Annotated in this window: 16 protein-coding genes; all 16 read right to left on the reverse strand. The window is 32.5% G+C overall.

Features of this window, described 5'->3' with window-relative positions:
* Positions 1–249 precede the first annotated feature (249 nt).
* The 16 genes from HMPREF2767_RS00290 to HMPREF2767_RS00365 all read right to left on the reverse strand — a co-directional run bounded on the left by HMPREF2767_RS00290 (position 250) and on the right by HMPREF2767_RS00365 (position 18,560).
* Positions 250–492 carry a hypothetical protein gene (locus HMPREF2767_RS00290; protein WP_070622107.1) on the reverse strand — a complete coding sequence of 81 codons (243 nt, stop codon included), beginning with the start codon at positions 490–492 and terminating at the stop codon, positions 250–252.
* Between the two features lie 793 nt (positions 493–1,285).
* The gene (locus HMPREF2767_RS00295) at positions 1,286–2,677 is read right to left on the reverse strand and encodes a GntP family permease (protein ID WP_070622108.1); all 1,392 of its coding nucleotides are present in this window, start codon (positions 2,675–2,677) and stop codon (positions 1,286–1,288) included.
* A gap of 43 nt (positions 2,678–2,720) precedes the next feature.
* On the reverse strand, positions 2,721–3,722 hold the full coding sequence (gene pdxA / locus HMPREF2767_RS00300) for a 4-hydroxythreonine-4-phosphate dehydrogenase PdxA (protein WP_070622109.1): 1,002 nt from the start codon (positions 3,720–3,722) through the stop codon (positions 2,721–2,723).
* Positions 3,723–3,740: 18 nt separating this feature from the next.
* Positions 3,741–5,021 (reverse strand): four-carbon acid sugar kinase family protein, encoded by a 1,281-nt coding sequence (locus HMPREF2767_RS00305; protein ID WP_070622110.1) that lies wholly within the window; start codon positions 5,019–5,021, stop codon positions 3,741–3,743.
* A 12-nt stretch (positions 5,022–5,033) separates the two neighbouring features.
* Entirely contained in the window at positions 5,034–5,783 is a 750-nt protein-coding gene (locus HMPREF2767_RS00310) for a DeoR/GlpR family DNA-binding transcription regulator (protein WP_070622111.1), read from the reverse strand.
* 237 nt (positions 5,784–6,020) lie between these two features.
* On the reverse strand, positions 6,021–6,530 hold the full coding sequence (locus tag HMPREF2767_RS00315; RefSeq protein ID WP_070622112.1) for a DUF2165 family protein: 510 nt from the start codon (positions 6,528–6,530) through the stop codon (positions 6,021–6,023).
* A gap of 2 nt (positions 6,531–6,532) precedes the next feature.
* Positions 6,533–6,724 (reverse strand): DUF4177 domain-containing protein, encoded by a 192-nt coding sequence (locus HMPREF2767_RS00320; RefSeq protein WP_070622113.1) that lies wholly within the window; start codon positions 6,722–6,724, stop codon positions 6,533–6,535.
* Between the two features lie 184 nt (positions 6,725–6,908).
* A complete protein-coding gene (locus tag HMPREF2767_RS00325) occupies positions 6,909–8,201 on the reverse strand; it encodes an ApeA N-terminal domain 1-containing protein (protein ID WP_070622114.1) in 1,293 nt (430 codons plus the stop codon).
* Between the two features lie 14 nt (positions 8,202–8,215).
* On the reverse strand, positions 8,216–9,544 hold the full coding sequence (locus HMPREF2767_RS00330) for a type II restriction enzyme (RefSeq protein WP_070622115.1): 1,329 nt from the start codon (positions 9,542–9,544) through the stop codon (positions 8,216–8,218).
* A 17-nt stretch (positions 9,545–9,561) separates the two neighbouring features.
* Complete coding sequence (locus HMPREF2767_RS00335) at positions 9,562–10,410, reverse strand: DNA adenine methylase (protein WP_070622116.1); 849 nt, start codon at positions 10,408–10,410, stop codon at positions 9,562–9,564.
* A 127-nt stretch (positions 10,411–10,537) separates the two neighbouring features.
* Entirely contained in the window at positions 10,538–13,750 is a 3,213-nt protein-coding gene (locus tag HMPREF2767_RS00340; protein ID WP_168162103.1) for a DUF3427 domain-containing protein, read from the reverse strand.
* Positions 13,751–13,778: 28 nt separating this feature from the next.
* Positions 13,779–14,879, reverse strand: a complete 1,101-nt coding sequence (locus HMPREF2767_RS00345; RefSeq protein ID WP_070622117.1) for a M20 family metallopeptidase — start codon at positions 14,877–14,879, stop codon at positions 13,779–13,781.
* Between the two features lie 97 nt (positions 14,880–14,976).
* Positions 14,977–15,318, reverse strand: a complete 342-nt coding sequence (locus HMPREF2767_RS00350) for a PH domain-containing protein (protein ID WP_371440749.1) — start codon at positions 15,316–15,318, stop codon at positions 14,977–14,979.
* A 74-nt stretch (positions 15,319–15,392) separates the two neighbouring features.
* Complete coding sequence (locus tag HMPREF2767_RS00355; RefSeq protein ID WP_040929171.1) at positions 15,393–16,805, reverse strand: YfcC family protein; 1,413 nt, start codon at positions 16,803–16,805, stop codon at positions 15,393–15,395.
* A gap of 115 nt (positions 16,806–16,920) precedes the next feature.
* Entirely contained in the window at positions 16,921–18,027 is a 1,107-nt protein-coding gene (locus tag HMPREF2767_RS00360) for a glycerol dehydrogenase (RefSeq protein ID WP_070622119.1), read from the reverse strand.
* A gap of 68 nt (positions 18,028–18,095) precedes the next feature.
* On the reverse strand, positions 18,096–18,560 hold the full coding sequence (locus HMPREF2767_RS00365; protein ID WP_070457674.1) for a GNAT family N-acetyltransferase: 465 nt from the start codon (positions 18,558–18,560) through the stop codon (positions 18,096–18,098).
* Positions 18,561–18,908 lie beyond the last annotated feature (348 nt).

An 18,908-nucleotide genomic window follows, 5' to 3' on the forward strand; every position in this document is an offset into this window, starting at 1 on the left:
TCAACACACATGAATATATCATAATTTTTACTTCCATACTTAAATTTTTTAAAAAGTCACTTTGGTTTTATTTTTAAAATTAGCAGTTATGTTTCTAATAAGAGTGCTGAACGAAGAGCAGTTGGATTTGACTGAGGATAAGACGTGTCCATCATAGTAGAATACTACTAATAAAAATTTTCTAAAAATAAAAAGAAAACCCATGTTTAACGGATATCAATCATCCGTTAAACATGGATACATTATAGACTATTTTGTAGGTATTCTGTATGTTTTTTGATCATCTCTCATTCCTTCGAAATGTAAATATACATTCCCTTCTGGATCACGAACAGTTAGTAGATCTTGTATAAATACAAAATCCAATTCTACTTCTTCACCAGGTGCAATTTCTTTTGAGAGCTCTTCTTCTGACAACTCAAAAATGAAACTTTCACCACTGCCTCCTGTATCAATACCAAGTCTAGGAATCACGTACTCTCCTGTAATCATAGGTTCATCACTAGTATTCTTTATTATAGTATTCGCTACAAGAAATTTAATGTTCTCATCAGCATTACTAACATATTCTGTAATATCTTCACCATTATATTCACTAACAAGATCAACAGAATTTACGGTTACCTGATACGGAACATCCCACTCAAAGCTTTCTACATCGACAGCCTCTCCGACTTCTACTACTTTTTCATCAGTCTTATCATCTCTTTCTGATGATTCTTCTTTATTTACTTCTTCTGTTTCATTTTCTTCTTTCGTTGTATCTTTCTCATTGTCATCCTAACTATCACCACACGCAACTAGCACGAACGATAGTCCCATTACGAATAATAGATTAAGTATTTTTCATTAGAATTACTCCAATATTTAGTATGAAAAGATTTTATATCTGTTTACAAAACTTCTTTTCCCATATGTATCCCGAAATCCTTCAATATAGAAGTAAGAAGAATAGAATGTTTATTTCTCAATTAGCTGTGCCTCCTATATAAGTATTGTCACTTACAGAGTTCAACAGAAATAACAATCTAGGTCAAAATAGAACAGATATTCTTATACCGTTCTCTTTCCCAGTAAGCGCTCTATATAAACTAAATTGTTAAATATACCTCTTAGCAATCTGTTTTAAGGTAACGGTATCATCTAGTTTTTATTATAATTATTTTGCAAAATATGTAAATGTTTTATAAAGTTTTAAAATATTTTTATTATTAAATGATATATATATGAAAGAAAAAAAGCTCTCTTCATAATACTATGAAGAGAGCTTTCATATTATAAATAATTATATGAATAAACTTAAAATAACTAATGTAATTCCTGATACAGCCCAACCAATTGTTGTTGGAACTGACCAAACAAGTACCTGTTCTTTAACTTTTTTGATTCCCATCATTCTATTAACAACCCAGAATAAAGAATCATTAAAATAAGAGAAAATCATCGCACCAAATGCCGCTGCTTGAGCTGCAAGTACTGGATTAATATCTAAATTACCAAGTATTGGTGCAGAAATTGAAGCTGCAGTAATCATAGCAACTGTACCTGATCCTTGGATAAGTCGAACAAATGTGGCAATTAAGAAGGGAATAAGTACTGCTGGAACACTCCAAGTTACTACTTCTTCTGCAATAACTGTACCTGCACCACTCTCCCTTAACACTGCACCAAATGCGCCACCTGCTCCTGTGACAAGTAAAATAATTCCAGCATTATTTAAACCAACTTCAAGTTCTTCGAGTGTTTCTTCTACAGTAAAACGTTTTGCTAATGTAAATAATGCAAATAGTAATCCAATCGCTACTGCAATAATTGGGCTACCTAAAAACGTTATATAAGAATGCACTGTTTCATTTATATGTATAACATCGATTTCAACTAGTGCATTAATACCTGTGTTTAAAAAGATCAGTAATAACGGAATTAAAATTGGCATCAGCGATAACGTAAAACCTGGTAATTCCTTTTCACGTTCACTCGCCTGGTTTTTAAAATCTTCAAACACTTCTTCAGTTGTCGGACGATAATACCCCTCACCATCCGCTTCAGGCAACTGATAAATCTTCTTTCCTAACCACTGTGCGTATAATACACCTGAAATTACGACTGGTATTGAGATAACTAAACCAAGTAATACCATTAGTCCGATATCTGCACCAAAAATACCTGCTACCCCGAGTGGTCCAGGTGTTGGTGGTACAGCATGGTGTGTTGCAGCTAAACCGATACCGAGTGCTACACCAAGTGTAATTACAGATTTACCTGTTTGGCGAGACAACGCTTTAACTAAAGGATGTAAAATAACGAATGCTGAGTCTACAAATATTGGAATTGAAATGATGTATCCTGCTAATGCAATCGCCCATTCTTCTTTTTTCTTTCCGACAAATTTAACGACTTGATAGGCTAATCTTTCGGCAGCACCAGAAATCTCCATCACTTTACCAATCATGATACCAAAACCGATAATAATACCTATCGAGCCTAGTGTCGAACCAAATCCTTGTGAGACGGCTGTGACGACGTCAGTCGGTTCCATACCACCAATTAAACCAGCAATAATTGCGGAAGTTGTTAATGCTAAAAACACGTGAACTCTCGTTTTTAATACGAGAAAAATTAACAAAACAATTGCCACAATTAGACCTAAGATCATTTGTGCTGAAGATACTTCCATAATAGTTCCCCCTATTTATGAAAGGCGCTAGAATATGCGCCTATTAATTTCTAAAACTAAGCGCATATTCTCCTGCTAATTTAATAGCTTCTTCCATTGACTCACTTGATGCGATATTTTTACCAGCAATATCAAAAGCTGTTCCATGGTCTACTGAACTTCTTAAGAATGGTAATCCATTTGTGATTGAAATTGTTTTGTGGAAATCTGTCATTTTCGCAGCAATATGACCTTGGTCATGATATAGAGAAATAACTGCGTCATAACGACCATTTAATGCCTGGAAAAATACAGAATCTGCTGGTACCGGTCCAGTAACATCAAATCCATCTTTTTGTGCCCATTCAATACCAGGTGTGATTTCTTCTACTTCTTCCATACCAAATAATCCATTTTCTCCACTGTGCGGGTTTAAACCTGCAACAGCAAGTTTAGGATTTTCAACACCAAGTTTTATTAGAGCATCATGTGAGCGTTCAACATAGTCACGCACACGTTCTTTTGTCATTTGATCAATTGCATCTTTTAGCGATAAGTGACGAGTTAAGAAGAAAATTCTTAAATCTAATACTTGGAACATTGTTAATGGATCGTGTGAATTAGTAAGTTCTTCTAACATTTCTGTATGACCAATAAATGGAACTTTAGCTGCATGTAACGATTCTTTATTTATTGGTGTTGTTGCTAATGCATCCACTTCATTTTTCATCGCAAGGTCAATTGCTTTTTCAATATAATCAAATGCTGCTTGACCACACTGTGCTTGAATTTCGCCAAATTTAAATGTATCCATATCTACATTGTTCATGTCAATTAAATCAATCGTATCAGTTGCAAACTTCGCATCTTTTACCGATTCAATGACGTTAACATTTAAGTCTGTTGCGGTAATTTCTAATGCTCGTTCTATGACATCTTTGTCACCAACTACAACAATGTTTGCACTATTTAATACTTCTTTATTTAAAAATGATTTCACTGTGATTTCTGGACCAATTCCAGCTGGATCTCCCATTGGTACTGCTATAATTGCTTTTTTATTCATAAAAATTTCCTCCTAATTTTAAGTCGCTTTTAAATATTTTATTGCTTCATATATTGTTCTAATATCACCAATCATACCGCCTTTAGTAATGATTGGAAGACCACCATATTCACCATCAATGAGCGTCCCATATGCTGTTAATGGAGCAACCTCATCTATCAAAGTAATACCGTTGGCATTCATAATAGTAGTTAGTGATGCTGTCACATCCCCACCACTTGTAAAGCATCCTTTAATACTATAATCAGTCTCATCAATTACTTTTTTAGTAATTATTGCCAAACCATCAGTAATTCGTTTAGTAACTTCTTCTGGTTGTACATTATTTTCTTTCGCTAGCTTTTGTATATCAATAATGACAAGATTCTCTTCATTAGTTGTAATAATGACTGTTTCACTTGTTTTTAATTTTAGCTTTGCTTGTCTTACACAACGGTTAATTTCATTTTCAAAATTATCATCAAAAGAGGCAAGCTTATATATGTCTGGAACAACAGGTTTAATATCCATACGATCTATTAGATAAGTTAACTGCTTCTCTGTTACTTTTGTTGCACTACCGACTGTTACAATAATTTTGCTGTTATCTACTTTTTGATTTACTTTAAATTTTGAATATGCTGCTGTAAAAGGTCCTGAGTCGACAGGTATAATAGGTAAATTCACCTTCGATAATGACTCTGCAATAAATTCAATATCTTGATTGGTCGCTGCATCAATCACAACAATTCTCTTACCAGTTTGTGTTATACTTTTAAACTTTTCGATAAACTCATCACAATTGCCTGATAATTCATTAATAGTCATTAAATCAACTTCGTATTTAGACTGGCTTTCTATTATCTCTGAAATACAAGACGTGTTAATTGGCATAATTGGATCATTGGCCACATCCGTTTTATGTAATGGAATATTATTAACAACTAAGTATCCACCAATAGTAACTCGACCTGAATCAGGAAATGAAGGTACAACAACGGCTACATTTTCTTCATCAACATAATCAAGTAGTAAGTCAATTTCGTTGCCAACATTACCACGCATCGTCGAATCAATCCGCTTACAAATAAAATCAATGTCACACTTAAACAGGCTCTCAAGCGATTGATTTATACGTGTCTTTAAGATATCCTTGCTTAAATATCTACTATCAGTATCAATAATTACAGTATCGATATTTTCATTACTTATAATATCTTTGTTATAAAAGTAAGTTGCTGGACGAAATCCACTTTTACTCATACGTACACCCGTGGCATTCGCTCCTGTTAAATCGTCTGCTATAATTCCAATTTTCACTTAGATAACTCCTCAAATCACTTTTGTAAATTGCTCTATATAGTTCTTAGTAACATCATCTAACTCACTGTTTACGACAATACCATCAAACTTGTCTAAGTTTGCAATTTTAGAATAAGAATAACGGTCAAACTTACTATCATCCACTAATAAGTACGAAGTATACCCACTCTCAATCATTAGTTTTTTGATAAAAGCCTTTTCTCTTGTCGGCGCATAAATTGAACCGTCAAAAACCGCTTCTGTTGCAACAAAAGAGACATCGAACTTTGATTCTTCTAAATACCTAATTGTATGTACCCCGTACATAGAACCAACATTGTTCTGAATAATGCCTCCAGTTAAAATCACAGTGTGATGACTATCCACTAAAATAGATGAAGATTTAATATCATTAGTTGCAATTGTTAAAGGAAAATTAACATCCTTTAGTAATTTAACTAATTCAAAAGTTGTAGTCCCAGCATCTAAAAATATATGATCATTCGGCTTAATAAAACTAAGCGCCTTAATAGCTATCTCTTTTTTCTCGTCTACTTTGACTAACTGTTTTTTAAAAAAAGGTAACTCAGTTGTTATATTATCAATGAGCATATAACCATTATTAGTACCAAGAACAATCTCGTCATCCTCTAACTCTTTCAAGTATCTTCTAACTGTCATTTCAGATACCTCAAGAAGCTTTGCAATAGACGTAATCGTCAAAGTTTCATGGTCACTTAAAAACTGTATAATTTTAGATTTTCTAGATTCCTTAGACAATGGCATCACCTAATTTTTATTGTATTGATTATTTCACAAATTGTAAACTGTATTTGATATTATTTAACACTTTTATATTTTATTATGATAATTATTAACAAACAATATTGACTAAAATAAAAATATCACAAGGTTATTCTCTTTTTTCAAACAAAAACACCCCTAAAGTTGAATTTCATAGATCAACTTTAGAGGCGTAAAACAAAATTACTACTCGAACTTTTAATAAAACTTTCTTTAACCATCTATTAAATCTTCATCCTTAAGGGCTAGTAATACTACAAAAGCTGCCCAGAGAGTTGAAATACTCATAGCTGTTTCTTTCCCATTCCAGATTTGCGATTGCCACATTGCAAACCATTCACTGCCGACCACAATGAATCCAACAAACCAAATAGCAAATCCTAGCATATAAGCGTAAAAACCAAAATCTTTAGCCTTGTTAAAGTCTTTCCCAGGTTTTTTAACAGCCTTTATCATACGATATACCCCAATAAATGCGAGTAAAGAAAATAGACCTTCTGCGATAATAATCCCCCAATATGCAATAGTATGAATTGTCGTGCTTTCTATAGCTCTCCACATAAGGGCATTACCTTCAAAAGTTGTATCCATAGAAAGTACATGATGGACAAATTGGTAATTAGAATTATAATCCATGAGGTTTCCTGCAAAGACAAAAAATCCAAATAAACCCGTGATGAATACTACAAATATCTTTAAAATTCTTAAACTTAAAGTTGACATTACTAACTCTCCTTTTTCTCAAAAATTAAATCAATTCTTCGTTGTCCTCTAGCTAAGTTTGTTAAATTGACGACCTGAACAAAACGCCAACCCTTTTGTGCTTTTTGTTGAATAATATGAGAGTAATCTTCTTTTAAACTAAGTCCCTCTCTTTTTTCTGATACGTCTAATGAGACAATGTCATAAATATACATTGGAAACCCTCCTTTGTTTAAATATTATAAGTCTAAATCATTTTGAATCCCATAAATAAACACAATAATGAGAAACGTTGAATATTTATTGCGTAATAAATAAAATAAAAATACTCCTCTAACCTCACATGATGTGCTATTAAAAGTTCATCTTTTATGTAGCACATCAAACTTCTGTACTCTTTTATAGTTCAATATCATTACTGTTAAGTTGTTTAAATGGATAGTTTTCAGGCATGCATCCAATTAGCGATTCACTTACACCAATGTTTTTTAATATAAATTCTCGTGAAAAATCTCTTAGAAATGAAATTAGATCATGATCTTCTATTTCAATTTTCTTCTTTGGTTTATTATAACCATAATGTGAATGATAGTTACGAAACTTTTTAAGATATAGTGCAATATCTTCTACTTTAACATTTAAATTTATACCGTTTGCTTTATAAATTTTCTCTTTTACATCATCATCCACAAATTTGAAAACTTCAATTAATCTTTTTCTTAAATGCTTTTCTTTTTCAGATATAAATCTTCTGTGAAGTCCTTCCATTATAGAAATTTGTGAAAGTAAATAACTATCAGCATAATAATGGACAACATATAAATTATTAACATATATCTCAAATATATCTCTTAACTTATCTGAGTTTTTAAAATATCCATTGATAATTTCTGAAAAGTTTCGAACAAAAAACTCCTTTTTATAATCGATATTTCTTTTAGCAATCGTTTCCTTAATTCCAAATTCTTTTGACCAGAAAATCTTAAGTTTACATGTTCTATTTTCCAAAAATATTTCCTTTGTTTTCAATTTTTTATCAAAAATAAAAGACAATATATTTCTAAATTTAAAGATTAATCCCAAAATATCTTCAAAATCAATTTCTTCTTTTGTCTTTATCATTAGTTGTGGTCTAAAGTTAATTCTAAACGTTGAATTATTTTTATCAATATTCTTTATTATTTTGTAAGTATCGCTTACAGATAATTCATAATTATCATAGTTAAATTCAGTATATAAATTTTCTTCATTACTTGAGAAAGAGCTTGTTTCATCTATTATTATGTCTTGTAAAAATGAAATCATTTCTTTATTCAAAAAGGAATTTAAATCAGTATAGTTAAGGTTTATAGTACAGAATTCTTTAAAATCAATTTCTTTATTGCTCCTAGATGATATAAGTAAGAATAGATATTCATATATTATCGAATATGTTCTTACTCCTCGAGAGTTTGTTGTGATATTTTTAAAAATACCATTTTTCAAAAATATATTTTCGCCATAGCTACTAACAAACTTAACGTTCTCTATATTAGGATCTAAATCCATATAGCTATCAGCTAATTTAATAAATGTGAGCTCTATGTGACCATCATCGTATTCTAATAAAGAACTAATTGGTTCATTTTCTTGTATAAAAGTTACACCGTGTAAAGATATTTTGTCATCCATCTCTATTTTTGAAAATTTCATTTAAAACACCCTACTTATGTACTTTGTGTGTAACTCGTCACACTATATATCCACTCTATCCATCCCTTTACTGTACCTGCACGACGCTTAGCCGTCGACTCTGATTGAATTGAATGTATATTCTTTAATAAAATTCCTGATACATATTTATTAAACCCAGTTGATCCATGTTCATCGTAATACAAGAACGCTTTTCTCACTGTGTTGTATTGAAGCATACATTCAATAATTATCTTATTTCGTTCATTGCTGTTATACATTTTTTGTACTCTAGAACCAAGCTTAGTTAATGAAAACTTTAAGTCAGTTTGTTTTTGGGCGAGCCCTAAGAAAACTAATGCATTCGCATAATAATCGCTTTGCCTGATATTGAATTCGTATTCTTCAGCTAACTCTTCTTTACTCTTTGGTACGACTAAGTAATCTATCATGTCTAAAATCCTCATCATATTATCAGCCTGTGGATAGGCTACATCATTAGGTTCATATTTAATTGGATTATTCTCTATATAGTCATAAACCTGACGAATATCTAAGTTTAAATTTTCATTGAGTATAAAACTATATTGACCCTTCCACTTAATGCTCGAGTAATCCATAACATCAGTGAACTCATAAACACTAAAGTAGAAAACATCATCAGCAAATGTAAAGAAAATTGGTAGTATATTTTTATTATCCACAATAGAATTTATTACTCTATAAGGATAATATAGTTGCCTAATCATAAAATCTTTTGGTACTTTTGCTTTTGCTTCTATTAAAGCAATTGCATTATCATCTTCATAACTACCATCGATTTCCACTTGACTATTCGTTACTTCAAAATTATATGTTTGATCTTTTTCTGCTGTTTTAATTTTATACAACAACTTCCCTGAACTCATTCTGCCTGTTAATGTTAGTATACTCTTTTCTACCGATTCCTTATTTTGAATCTTATTCATAACCTCATCTACCATACCTGAAGCATGTGCGACATTTAAGGCTACCGCTTCACTAGTTATTTTATGAATATCAATTGTTTCGATATAGTCGGGAAGTTTAACATATTCTGGTTTTGTAGGAATCATTTTAAGTTTTTCATAAGCTTTAAATCTACCAATTATATATGTTCCTCTTGTATCTGGAAGAATTGATAGATTATGTTTTGCAAATAAATATGGTAATTGATCAGAGTGATCAAACTTTGTCATTAACCGTGCTTCTCTAAATTCATTAATTTGTTTAGACGTAATTTTGTAAAACCCATTCTTTTTAACTTCATTTACAATATCGTATTTCTCAAATAGACTCTTCCATGCAGTATCTGTTTTATTTAATTTTCCAGGACTATTTGACATATAATCACCTTAATGAATTAGTAATTTTTAACTATAACTTCATCAACTTTTCCTCGTCCAGCTGCGTTCGAATTTACAGCACGAGTTGCTCCTACGATAAGGGTTGTATCTTTATAATCTTTATATAGTTCATGTATTATTTCTGAACTAGAATTCGAAAGCATAACATAACAGCCTCTCTTATCTAATTCTACGAATAAATCACGTAATCTAATCTGTTCATCATATCCAAAACCGTTATCTGTATAACCAACAAAGTTGTTAAGATTAAGATCTAAGGGAGCATAGGGTGGATCAAAATAAATAAAATCACCGGCTTGAGCATCTTTTACTGCATCCTCAAAATCTCCGGAAATAATTTTAATATTTTCATCATTTAAAAACTCAGAAACTTCTCTTAATAATCCTTCATTAACAATGTTAGGATTTTTATATTTACCATAAGGTACATTAAATTGGTTATTTTTATTTACTCTATATAAACCATTAAAGCCTGTTTTATTCATATAAATAAATCTTGCAGCACGTTCAACATCTGTTCTTTTTGAGTAATCGTCAGTTCTATCCCATGCTCTAATTTCTAAATAATAGGCTTTTGAATTATTCATTGAATGATTTTTTAATTCTTCTATTAATTCATCGATATTATCTCTAATTACTTTATATACATTAATTAATTCTATATTGTAATCATTAATAATTGATGGCGTATGCTGTAGGTCAAAAAATACCGCCCCACCACCTATAAACGGTTCGTAGTATGTATTAATTTTTTTTGGTAAGTTATTAGTAATGACATCAAGGAGCTGACGCTTGCCACCAACCCATTTGATAAAGGGTTTTAGAAATAAATTTTTCTGATACATTTATAGACTCCTTATGTAAATATAGTCTCTTAATTTTAAAGTATTCGTATATCTATTTCAATTAAACATCTGATAGCAAACTTCCAACTAACAAAAAAGAAGCCTCTTATAAAGAGACTTCTTAAAATTAACTTTCTAAATCATCCATAACGTCTTTTGGAACTGGTTGTTTAAAGTTCCATATAATCGACATTGGTTTTCCACCTTCATGGGATTCGTACTCTACTTCACCAAGGTAGTAAAATGGTAGCGTTAAGTTGTCTTCACTATTTTCTCGTCGTACGAATAGATGTATTTTATTACCATTCTTTTTATGATGGATATATTGTTGTCCGGTTGGTGTATTTTCATGTGTTTGATTTTGTGATTGCCAATGAAATTTATATTGAGATACAAAATAATCATCGTACAGTAGATGTTCTTCTACCGTTTTTTCGTTCTTCTCTAAATTTACGAATAAATAGTGATCGCCTCTGTATTGTAGAACACCCTCACGAAGTGAATTGATATCTTTGTCATAGCCAATTAATGCAAGAGTTTCACTTCTTGAATATTGTTCGTATAATAATAATTCGTTTTGAGAGTTTAAATTATTCGCGGGATAATTTTGTCTATAACTTAGTTGTATAAACTCTAGAAATTCTTTAAGTTCCTTTTGAACATTAATAGATAACTCATAATTAGAATATAAGACTCCATTATCATAGTTGAAGAGTTTTTTCTTTTTATAGTTAATTTTTGACGTTCTTACAAATGCATAATGAACTTTTTCTTTTGCCTGATTGTTAAGTTTTACTTTTAACTTATCTTCAATGTAATGGATTACTTCTGTTTCTTTTAAATTTTTGTTTAATAAAATTAATATAAATATTACTGGATCATAAAGAACTTTCACTGGTATGGCTTTCATAATATGATCCATAATAAACGTTAATTCTTTTGAATCATTAATTTCTTTGTCAACTTGTCGTTCTGCTTTTATTCTTTTATTTAATATCGATAAGTTTTTATATGCACCTTTAAATAGTCTAGATAATGACGGTGCTTGCTCATGACTATAAAAGTCCATGATTGATAGTTTCTTTTCGTCATTTTTTGTTTCTAAGCGTATCATTTCTAAAAATTGCCTAGCATCTTTTTGAATGAACTCTGCTTTCATAAAGTCTGTCGTATCGATGCTTTGTAAGATTCGTTCTTTAGAAATATGATCGAGCTCAATATGAATCGAATTTGATAAGTTTACGAAATTCTTTTTAACACTGTTTTTCAGTTTTTGTTTATCGATAAATTCTTTATTACCATTTAATGCGATAGGAATTAGGTAATTATTTCTACTATTAGTAACAAAATCGAGCACTGTTAAATATTCTTTGTCTTCAGCTCTACGTAGTCCACGCCCGAGTTGTTGTGTAAATATAATTGCGGATTCTGTAGGTCTTAAGAATAGTATTAAATTGACTTTAGGAATGTCGACACCTTCATTAAATAGGTCAACGATACAGATTATTTCAAGTGGATGACTGTCGTCTTCGAGTTGTTTAATCGTTTCTGAACGCGTTTCATCGTTATCTTTTCCAGTTAGTACCGTTGAATGATATCCTCTTTTTAAAAACTCTGCATTCATATATTCAGCGTGTTCAATATTTTGACAGAAAGCTAAACATTTTCTCGTATCAGTTAAAATGTATTGTTCCATCTTTTTTACTATAAAATCTACTCGACGATTCGTATTTAAGATTTTAACTAAATCATCTTCTTTAATATTATCCTTTTGAGCTAAATCAATTGTCGTATCACTAATTCCGTAATACTGGAATGGTACGAGTAATTCACTCTCTAGTGCATGCTGTAACCTAACATCAACGATAATATTGTATTCCGCAAGTTCATATATATCCCCCCCATCAGTACGATCTGGCGTTGCGGTTAAACCGAGTAAAAAGTTTGGTTTAAAATAGTCGATAATTGCTTTATAAGTTGGTGACGAGCCGTGATGGAATTCGTCAATGATGATTAGATCAAATTCATCTGTATTTATCTTTTCATAATCGTTATATAGCGTTTGAATCGATGCAAAAGTAAATTTCGCAATTTCTCGTTTACTACCTTTGTATATTTTAAAATCTTCTTCTAAATGATTGTTATAAATCTTTTTGAATGTTTCTTTAGCACCATTTAGTAATTCAATTCTATGTGCTATAAATAATACGTTTTTAGGTTCAAGTTCTCTTGCACACATTGCGGAAAGAAATGTCTTACCTGTTCCAGTTGCAGCAATCGCTAGTCCTCGTTTGTAACCTTTATTTACTGACTCTAGCATATTTTTTATAGCTGTCATTTGCATTGAGTTCGGTAAAATCTTCGATGATTTACCTTCTGTTAATACTTTACTGTTAAAAGATGTTTTTAGCGGTTTTAAAACAGTTTTTGTTTCTAGGAAGTGCTTATATTTTTTAATATAAGCATTGGTAACTTCAACTGTATTTTCATGATTCCATAGACGTTCAAAACGTGCTGACATATTATCGTATATTGAGTCGCTTGCACGTTCATACGTACGTATATTCCATTCCTCACCTGTTTTTAATGCAGCAGCTGAAATGTTTGAAGATCCGATAATTACAGATCCATAGTTATTTTCTCTATGGAATATATATCCTTTCGTATGAAAGCTATCTTTAAAATCTTGACTTTCATAAACTTTTAACTCAATATTTGGATACTCTTTTAATACTTCTAGTGCTTTAGATTCAGTTACGTTCATATAAGTCGTCGTAATAATACGACCTTTTATATTATATTTATGTAATAAATCTAGCGTATTTATAAGTAAGTTAAGGCCTGAGCCTCTAATAAAGCTCACGATAATATCGAAACTAGAACATGTTAATAATTCATTCTTTAAGTGATTCAGTAAAAACTCTCCTGTAGAATGATCATTTACAATTAGTTTACTTTCCATTAACTGAAATTCATCTGTTAACTCATGTTTATACTCATCTAAATTTTGATTACCATATAAAGATAATGCTAACGGAAATGAGTTTAAATCACCTGATACTCTTTCATTCATGTAAAGTACTAAATCTCTAATCGAATAGTTCGGATTATTTTTAAATTGAATGATTTCATCTTGTGTTTTCGCTTCATGCTTATTATGGAAATACTGAAGAGAAGCTTTATCACTCAATAGTTTCTTGTTTAATAAAAACTTCGATGTCGTTTTATATTCACTCATCGATTCATAGATAATTGAATCGAGATCAGAACGCTCGTATGACATAATATCACCACTCTCTATTAGTTCTATTACACCATTAAGTAATTCTTTTCTCAACATAAAAAAAGCCGCATGCATACGCACACGACTATTTCTTAAGTCTTTTCGCTTGTTCTTCCTTCACCGCTTCAAGCACTTCTCTATTCTCTAACAACTCGAGTCCTGTATTCGCGAGTGCTAATACCGCTTCTTCCATCGCTTTAAATCCGTCTTCAGTAATCGTTTGTTCTCTGAATTCTGGCGTATGTGCTTTTACGCCTGGGCAGTTCATGCCGACATATGGATGGAGTGCTGGGATTCGGTGTGAAACGTCTCCGATGTCTGCACTTCCTGTTGATTTTTCTTTTTTATTGATTGGTCGATCTGTAAATTTCTTATGATGTTTTGTAAAAAGCTCTGACAGTGTGTCGTTTGGTATTAAGTTGTTGTAGCTTAATTCGTAGTTTGATATAACGACTTCTGTACCAGTCATTAATGCAGCACCTTTTGCAACGTTTCTAATTTTTTCTACGACTTCATCTAAATAGTCTCTTTCGTTTGCACGAATATAAAACTGAGCGGTTGCGTGTTCTGGGACGATATTTGCTGCTTGTCCGCCGTTATTGATAATGCCGTGGATTCTTACGTCGTCTTTTAAATGTTCTCTTAGCGGATTGATACCGTTAAATAGTTGAAGGACACCGTCTAATGCGTTAATGCCTTCTTCAGGATTGCCTGCTGCGTGTGCTGCTTTTCCGTAGAAGTCAAATTGTAGCGCGTCCATTGCGAGCATGTCTCCACTTTCTGATGAGACGTCTGACGGATGTACCATTAGTGCGACGTCCATATCGTCAAATATACCTTCTTCTGCCATCGGTACTTTTGCACCGTTCGTTTCTTCTGCTGGTGTTCCGACGACAACGACTTTTCCTCCTGTTTCATCTACATGTTTACTTAATAGAATACCTGCACCGATACTCATATTACCAATTAAGTTATGTCCACACGCATGTCCTAGTCCTTTTAATGCGTCATATTCTGCTAAATAACAAATCGTAGGTCCTTCTTTTTTACTGTCATATGTTCCAATAAAAGCCGTCGGACGATTGACGATATTCGTTTCTATTTCAAAATCGTGCTTTTTTAACTCTTCAGTTAATAATCGCATCGCACGATATTCCTCATCCCCAAGTTCAGGATTTCTATACATATCAATCGCATTATGTTCTAAATCTTTTTTATCGTTTCGTAATCTTTTAACCCAATCATGCTATAACTCCTTTACACAATCCATCAGTGTAAAATAACTATTCGCTAAGTACAACTTGCGCAATCAGTTGATCGATTTCACGGATGTTAATTTTCTTATCTAGTTTTATTTTAATTTTACCTACACGCGTCCATAACTCGAGTTCCGCATTTAAATCCATTAGTTTTCCTGCGTTTTCTGTAGACCACATGAATATTGAATTATATGGTAATGAATATACCTCTACTTTTTTACCAGTAATTCCTTGAGAATCTCTAAAAATAATTCTTTTTGATGTAAATGTAACACTATCTCTAAATGTTTTATATGCCACGATAAACTTTTCATTCGGTAGCATAATTTCTTGAACTTCTTTCGCTAAATCACATTTTTGAAACAGTGTAAACTCTGGGATTTGTAAATTTTTCCTCTTTTCATAATTTAATTGTTTTATCGTATTAATAGCTAATCATATTAAAACACAAATAAATGTGCAATTGTTACAAATATAACTGCGAGTACGTAATGGATAATAATAATCGGAAATACGAACTTTGCCCATTTTGTCCACTCGACTTTAGCGATAGCAAGACTTGCCATTAACACACCACTTGTCGGTGTGATTGCGTTTGAAATACCGTCACCAAGCTGGAATGCGAGTACTGCAGTTTGTCTTGAGACATCTGTAAGATCTGCAAGAGTTGACATAATTGGCATCGATAGTGCGGCTTGACCGCTTCCTGATGGTACTAAAAAGTTAAGTCCACTCTGAGTGATTAACATAGCTAAAGCAGATACTACTGATGGTAAATGGTTAATAGAGTTGGCAAGTACATTCAGAATCGTATCTATAGTCATGCTCTCTTCTAAAATAACTAATACCCCATATGCAAATCCTACTACTAATGCACCTTGAACAAGTTCTTTACATCCTGATATAAATCCGTCAGCGATTTCATTAACAGTCAGTCTACCAACTAGCCCCATCAGAATACCTGACATTAAGAACATCGTAGCAATTTCCATAATATACCACCCATAGAAACTAACCCCTACGGCAATAGTACAAATTGTTGCGATAAACATAGTTAAAATAATTTTTTGATTTATCGTAAACTTTTCACTGTTAAAATTCGTATCAGCCTCAAAATCTTCTAAGTCCAATTCTTCTTCAGGAATTAAACCAGCTTCTCGGTCTTTTTTAACTTTTTTAGCTTTCATCATTACCCAAGCGATAGTGATACCTACCATGACAACCCACATAATCAATCTAAATCCTAAACCGGAAAATAATGGGATTTGTGCTATACCTTGAGCAATCCCAACTGTAAATGGGTTAAAGAAAGCTGCTGTAAATCCAGAAACAGATCCTAATATAACTACTGCTGCTGCGATCATAGAGCTATATCCAATTCTAATTACTAACGGAATGAGTATTAGCATGAATGGAATACGCTCTTCTGCCATTCCAAAAGTTGCGCCACCAATCGCAAATAATAGCATTAAGATTGGAATGAGTAAGTGCTGCCTATTTTCCATATTCTTAACGAGAGCATTTAACCCTCTTTCAATGGCTTGAGTTTGGTTTAAAATACCGAAAGCCCCTCCGATAATAAATATGAAAAATATAATAGGAGCGGCGTTCTCCATTCCCTTATATACTGCTTCAAACATATTAAAGAAATTAATACTTTCAGCTTCAACGGGTTGATATGTACCTTCAACTACTAAAGTACGGTTTATGCCATTAATTTCTTTCTCTTCACGTTCAAATGATCCTGCTGGTATAAAATAGCTAACTATTGTCGTAAAAATAATTAACATAAATAACAACGCGAATACGTTTGGGAATTCCCATTTTTTCTTTTTTATACTTTCATTATCCATAACCTTCACCTCTTAAGCTCTTTATATTTGTTAATTATACATGTCTTTTCATAAAAAACCATAATGACTGATAATAAAAAATCCGCACATCTAAGATGCGCGGATTATATATAGTTTATTGATATAATTCGTTTAAAGATTTTACGTACTCATCTGCTGCGAGTAAAGCATTCGCCACGTCTTCTTTTGTATACTTTACACGCATCTCGTGAATCGTTTCGCCTTCTGCTGTTGCTTGTTCTCCGACTTTTAATAAGTCTTCATATGACGCATCGCCTAAGTGTAATTCTTCGAGTGTCGTTGGTAATCCAAGTGTTTGATAGAGTGACACATAGTTGTCGATTTCATCGATATCTCTATTTTCTAAAATAAGTTGTGTTAACGTACCGTATGCAACTTTTTCACCGTGAGTAAGTTCGTGAATTTTACCATCTAGTGCTGTGAAGCCGTTATGGATTGCGTGCGCTGCTGCAAGTCCACCACTTTCAAATCCTAAACCACTTAATAGTGTGTTTGCTTCTACGACGTCTTCTAGTGATTCTGTTACAACTTTCGCACGGTTTGCTGCGATCGCAAGTTCTGATTTTTCAAATAGTGTGTCGACACATTTTTCTGCGATTGCTTCTGCTGCAAGTGACGTTACTCCGCCTGCCATCGTGTTACCTTTTGCTTCGATGACTGCACGTGCTTCAACGTATGTTGCGAGTGCATCTGCAATTCCTGAAGCAAGTAAACGCTCTGGAGCGTTTGCTACGACTGCTGTATCGACTAATACTAAATCTGGGTTTTTATCATAGAAAATGTATTTTTCAAATGTGCCTTCGTCTGAGTAAATGACTGATAACGCTGATGTTGGTGCGTCTGTAGACGCGATTGTTGGTAATACCGCAACACTTACTGCCGCTTCATCTGCAACTGCTTTACCTGTGTCGATTGTTTTACCACCACCAAGTGCGATGACAAAGTCACATTCTTCTTTCGTCACACGTTCAGAAATACGTTCGATTTCTGACGTCGATGCTTCACCGTTAAATAACTCACGTGTTACATTAAATCCATTTTCAATTAAATAGTCATGAAACTTTTTACCGACAATGTCATATACGACGTCATCACATAATAGTAACGGCGCTTCACCAAGTGCTTCTAAATGCGTCTTACTATTTAGTAAGGCATCTTTTCCTTGAACGTATTTCGCTGGACTAATAAATACTTTTTCCATTCATACAACTTCCTTTCAAATTTTATAAATCATCTTGATGTATATATTAATTTTTAATGTACAGTGTTTTATGAAACATCCTTTTCAATTTCAATCGTGCCGTCTTCGTTAAACACATACTCATCGTCTTTCGTTCTAAAACCGAACTTTTTATAAAAACGAATCGCGTTGATTAACGCGCTACCGACAATTTTATCCGCTTCTTTTACGTACTCATCTTCTAACACGGTCTCCATAATTTTACGACCGAGCCCTTCACCACCGTGATCTGGGTGAACATATACGAGTTTAAGTGTCGATACACCGTCAACCGGTTTTGAAATACCGCCACTTGCTATTAGGTTTCCTTCTTTTTCAATAACGTAAACATGTGTGTCTTTTGCTTCTTTTCTATAATAGTCTTCTTTTTGTTCATCTACCCACTGCTCGATTAACTCATCGGGATAAGTTTCTGTGTTTACTTCTCGCATCGTGATATTTACTAAATGCATTAATGATTCAATATCTTTATCTTCAAGTCGTCTGATTATCATCTGTCGACTCCTTTCTTATTAAACTTATAGACGTATCTCAATGTTTTTAAACCAAAAATTTTAGAAATAAGAGATACAGAATCATATTTTACATCGATTAAAAAAGGTGACGTGAACTTTGAAGCTTTAACTCAATCACCAAAAGAAGTTGAAGCGGTGTTTGGTGACACTATAGTGATACAACCCGTAAAAATCGATGATGTCATCTACCACTTAAAGGGGGAGAAATAAATGTTAAATTATATGATCAGAGATATTAAAATTCAAAAGAATTAGTTATATTTTTTACCTGTACTCATTGTATTTCTACTTTTCATGAAGGAAGATTTTATAATCAACCTAGCCACT

This window comes from Nosocomiicoccus sp. HMSC067E10, from assembly GCF_001810835.1.
Lineage (GTDB): Bacteria > Bacillota > Bacilli > Staphylococcales > Salinicoccaceae > Nosocomiicoccus > Nosocomiicoccus ampullae_A.

Excerpts from the sequence above, each read along its gene's own strand:
- HMPREF2767_RS00290 (WP_070622107.1), bottom strand. The coding sequence starts at position 492 with ATGATTACAGGAGAGTACGTGATTCCTAGACTTGGTATTGATACAGGA.
- HMPREF2767_RS00295 (WP_070622108.1), bottom strand. The coding sequence starts at position 2,677 with ATGGAAGTATCTTCAGCACAAATGATCTTAGGTCTAATTGTGGCAATT.
- pdxA (WP_070622109.1), bottom strand. The coding sequence starts at position 3,722 with ATGAATAAAAAAGCAATTATAGCAGTACCAATGGGAGATCCAGCTGGA.
- HMPREF2767_RS00315 (WP_070622112.1), bottom strand. The coding sequence starts at position 6,530 with ATGTCAACTTTAAGTTTAAGAATTTTAAAGATATTTGTAGTATTCATC.
- HMPREF2767_RS00320 (WP_070622113.1), bottom strand. The coding sequence starts at position 6,724 with ATGTATATTTATGACATTGTCTCATTAGACGTATCAGAAAAAAGAGAG.
- HMPREF2767_RS00325 (WP_070622114.1), bottom strand. The coding sequence starts at position 8,201 with ATGAAATTTTCAAAAATAGAGATGGATGACAAAATATCTTTACACGGT.
- HMPREF2767_RS00330 (WP_070622115.1), bottom strand. The coding sequence starts at position 9,544 with ATGTCAAATAGTCCTGGAAAATTAAATAAAACAGATACTGCATGGAAG.
- HMPREF2767_RS00335 (WP_070622116.1), bottom strand. The coding sequence starts at position 10,410 with ATGTATCAGAAAAATTTATTTCTAAAACCCTTTATCAAATGGGTTGGT.
- HMPREF2767_RS00340 (WP_168162103.1), bottom strand. The coding sequence starts at position 13,750 with ATGTTGAGAAAAGAATTACTTAATGGTGTAATAGAACTAATAGAGAGT.
- HMPREF2767_RS00345 (WP_070622117.1), bottom strand. The coding sequence starts at position 14,879 with ATGTATAGAAATCCTGAACTTGGGGATGAGGAATATCGTGCGATGCGA.
- HMPREF2767_RS00355 (WP_040929171.1), bottom strand. The coding sequence starts at position 16,805 with ATGGATAATGAAAGTATAAAAAAGAAAAAATGGGAATTCCCAAACGTA.
- HMPREF2767_RS00360 (WP_070622119.1), bottom strand. The coding sequence starts at position 18,027 with ATGGAAAAAGTATTTATTAGTCCAGCGAAATACGTTCAAGGAAAAGAT.
- HMPREF2767_RS00365 (WP_070457674.1), bottom strand. The coding sequence starts at position 18,560 with ATGATAATCAGACGACTTGAAGATAAAGATATTGAATCATTAATGCAT.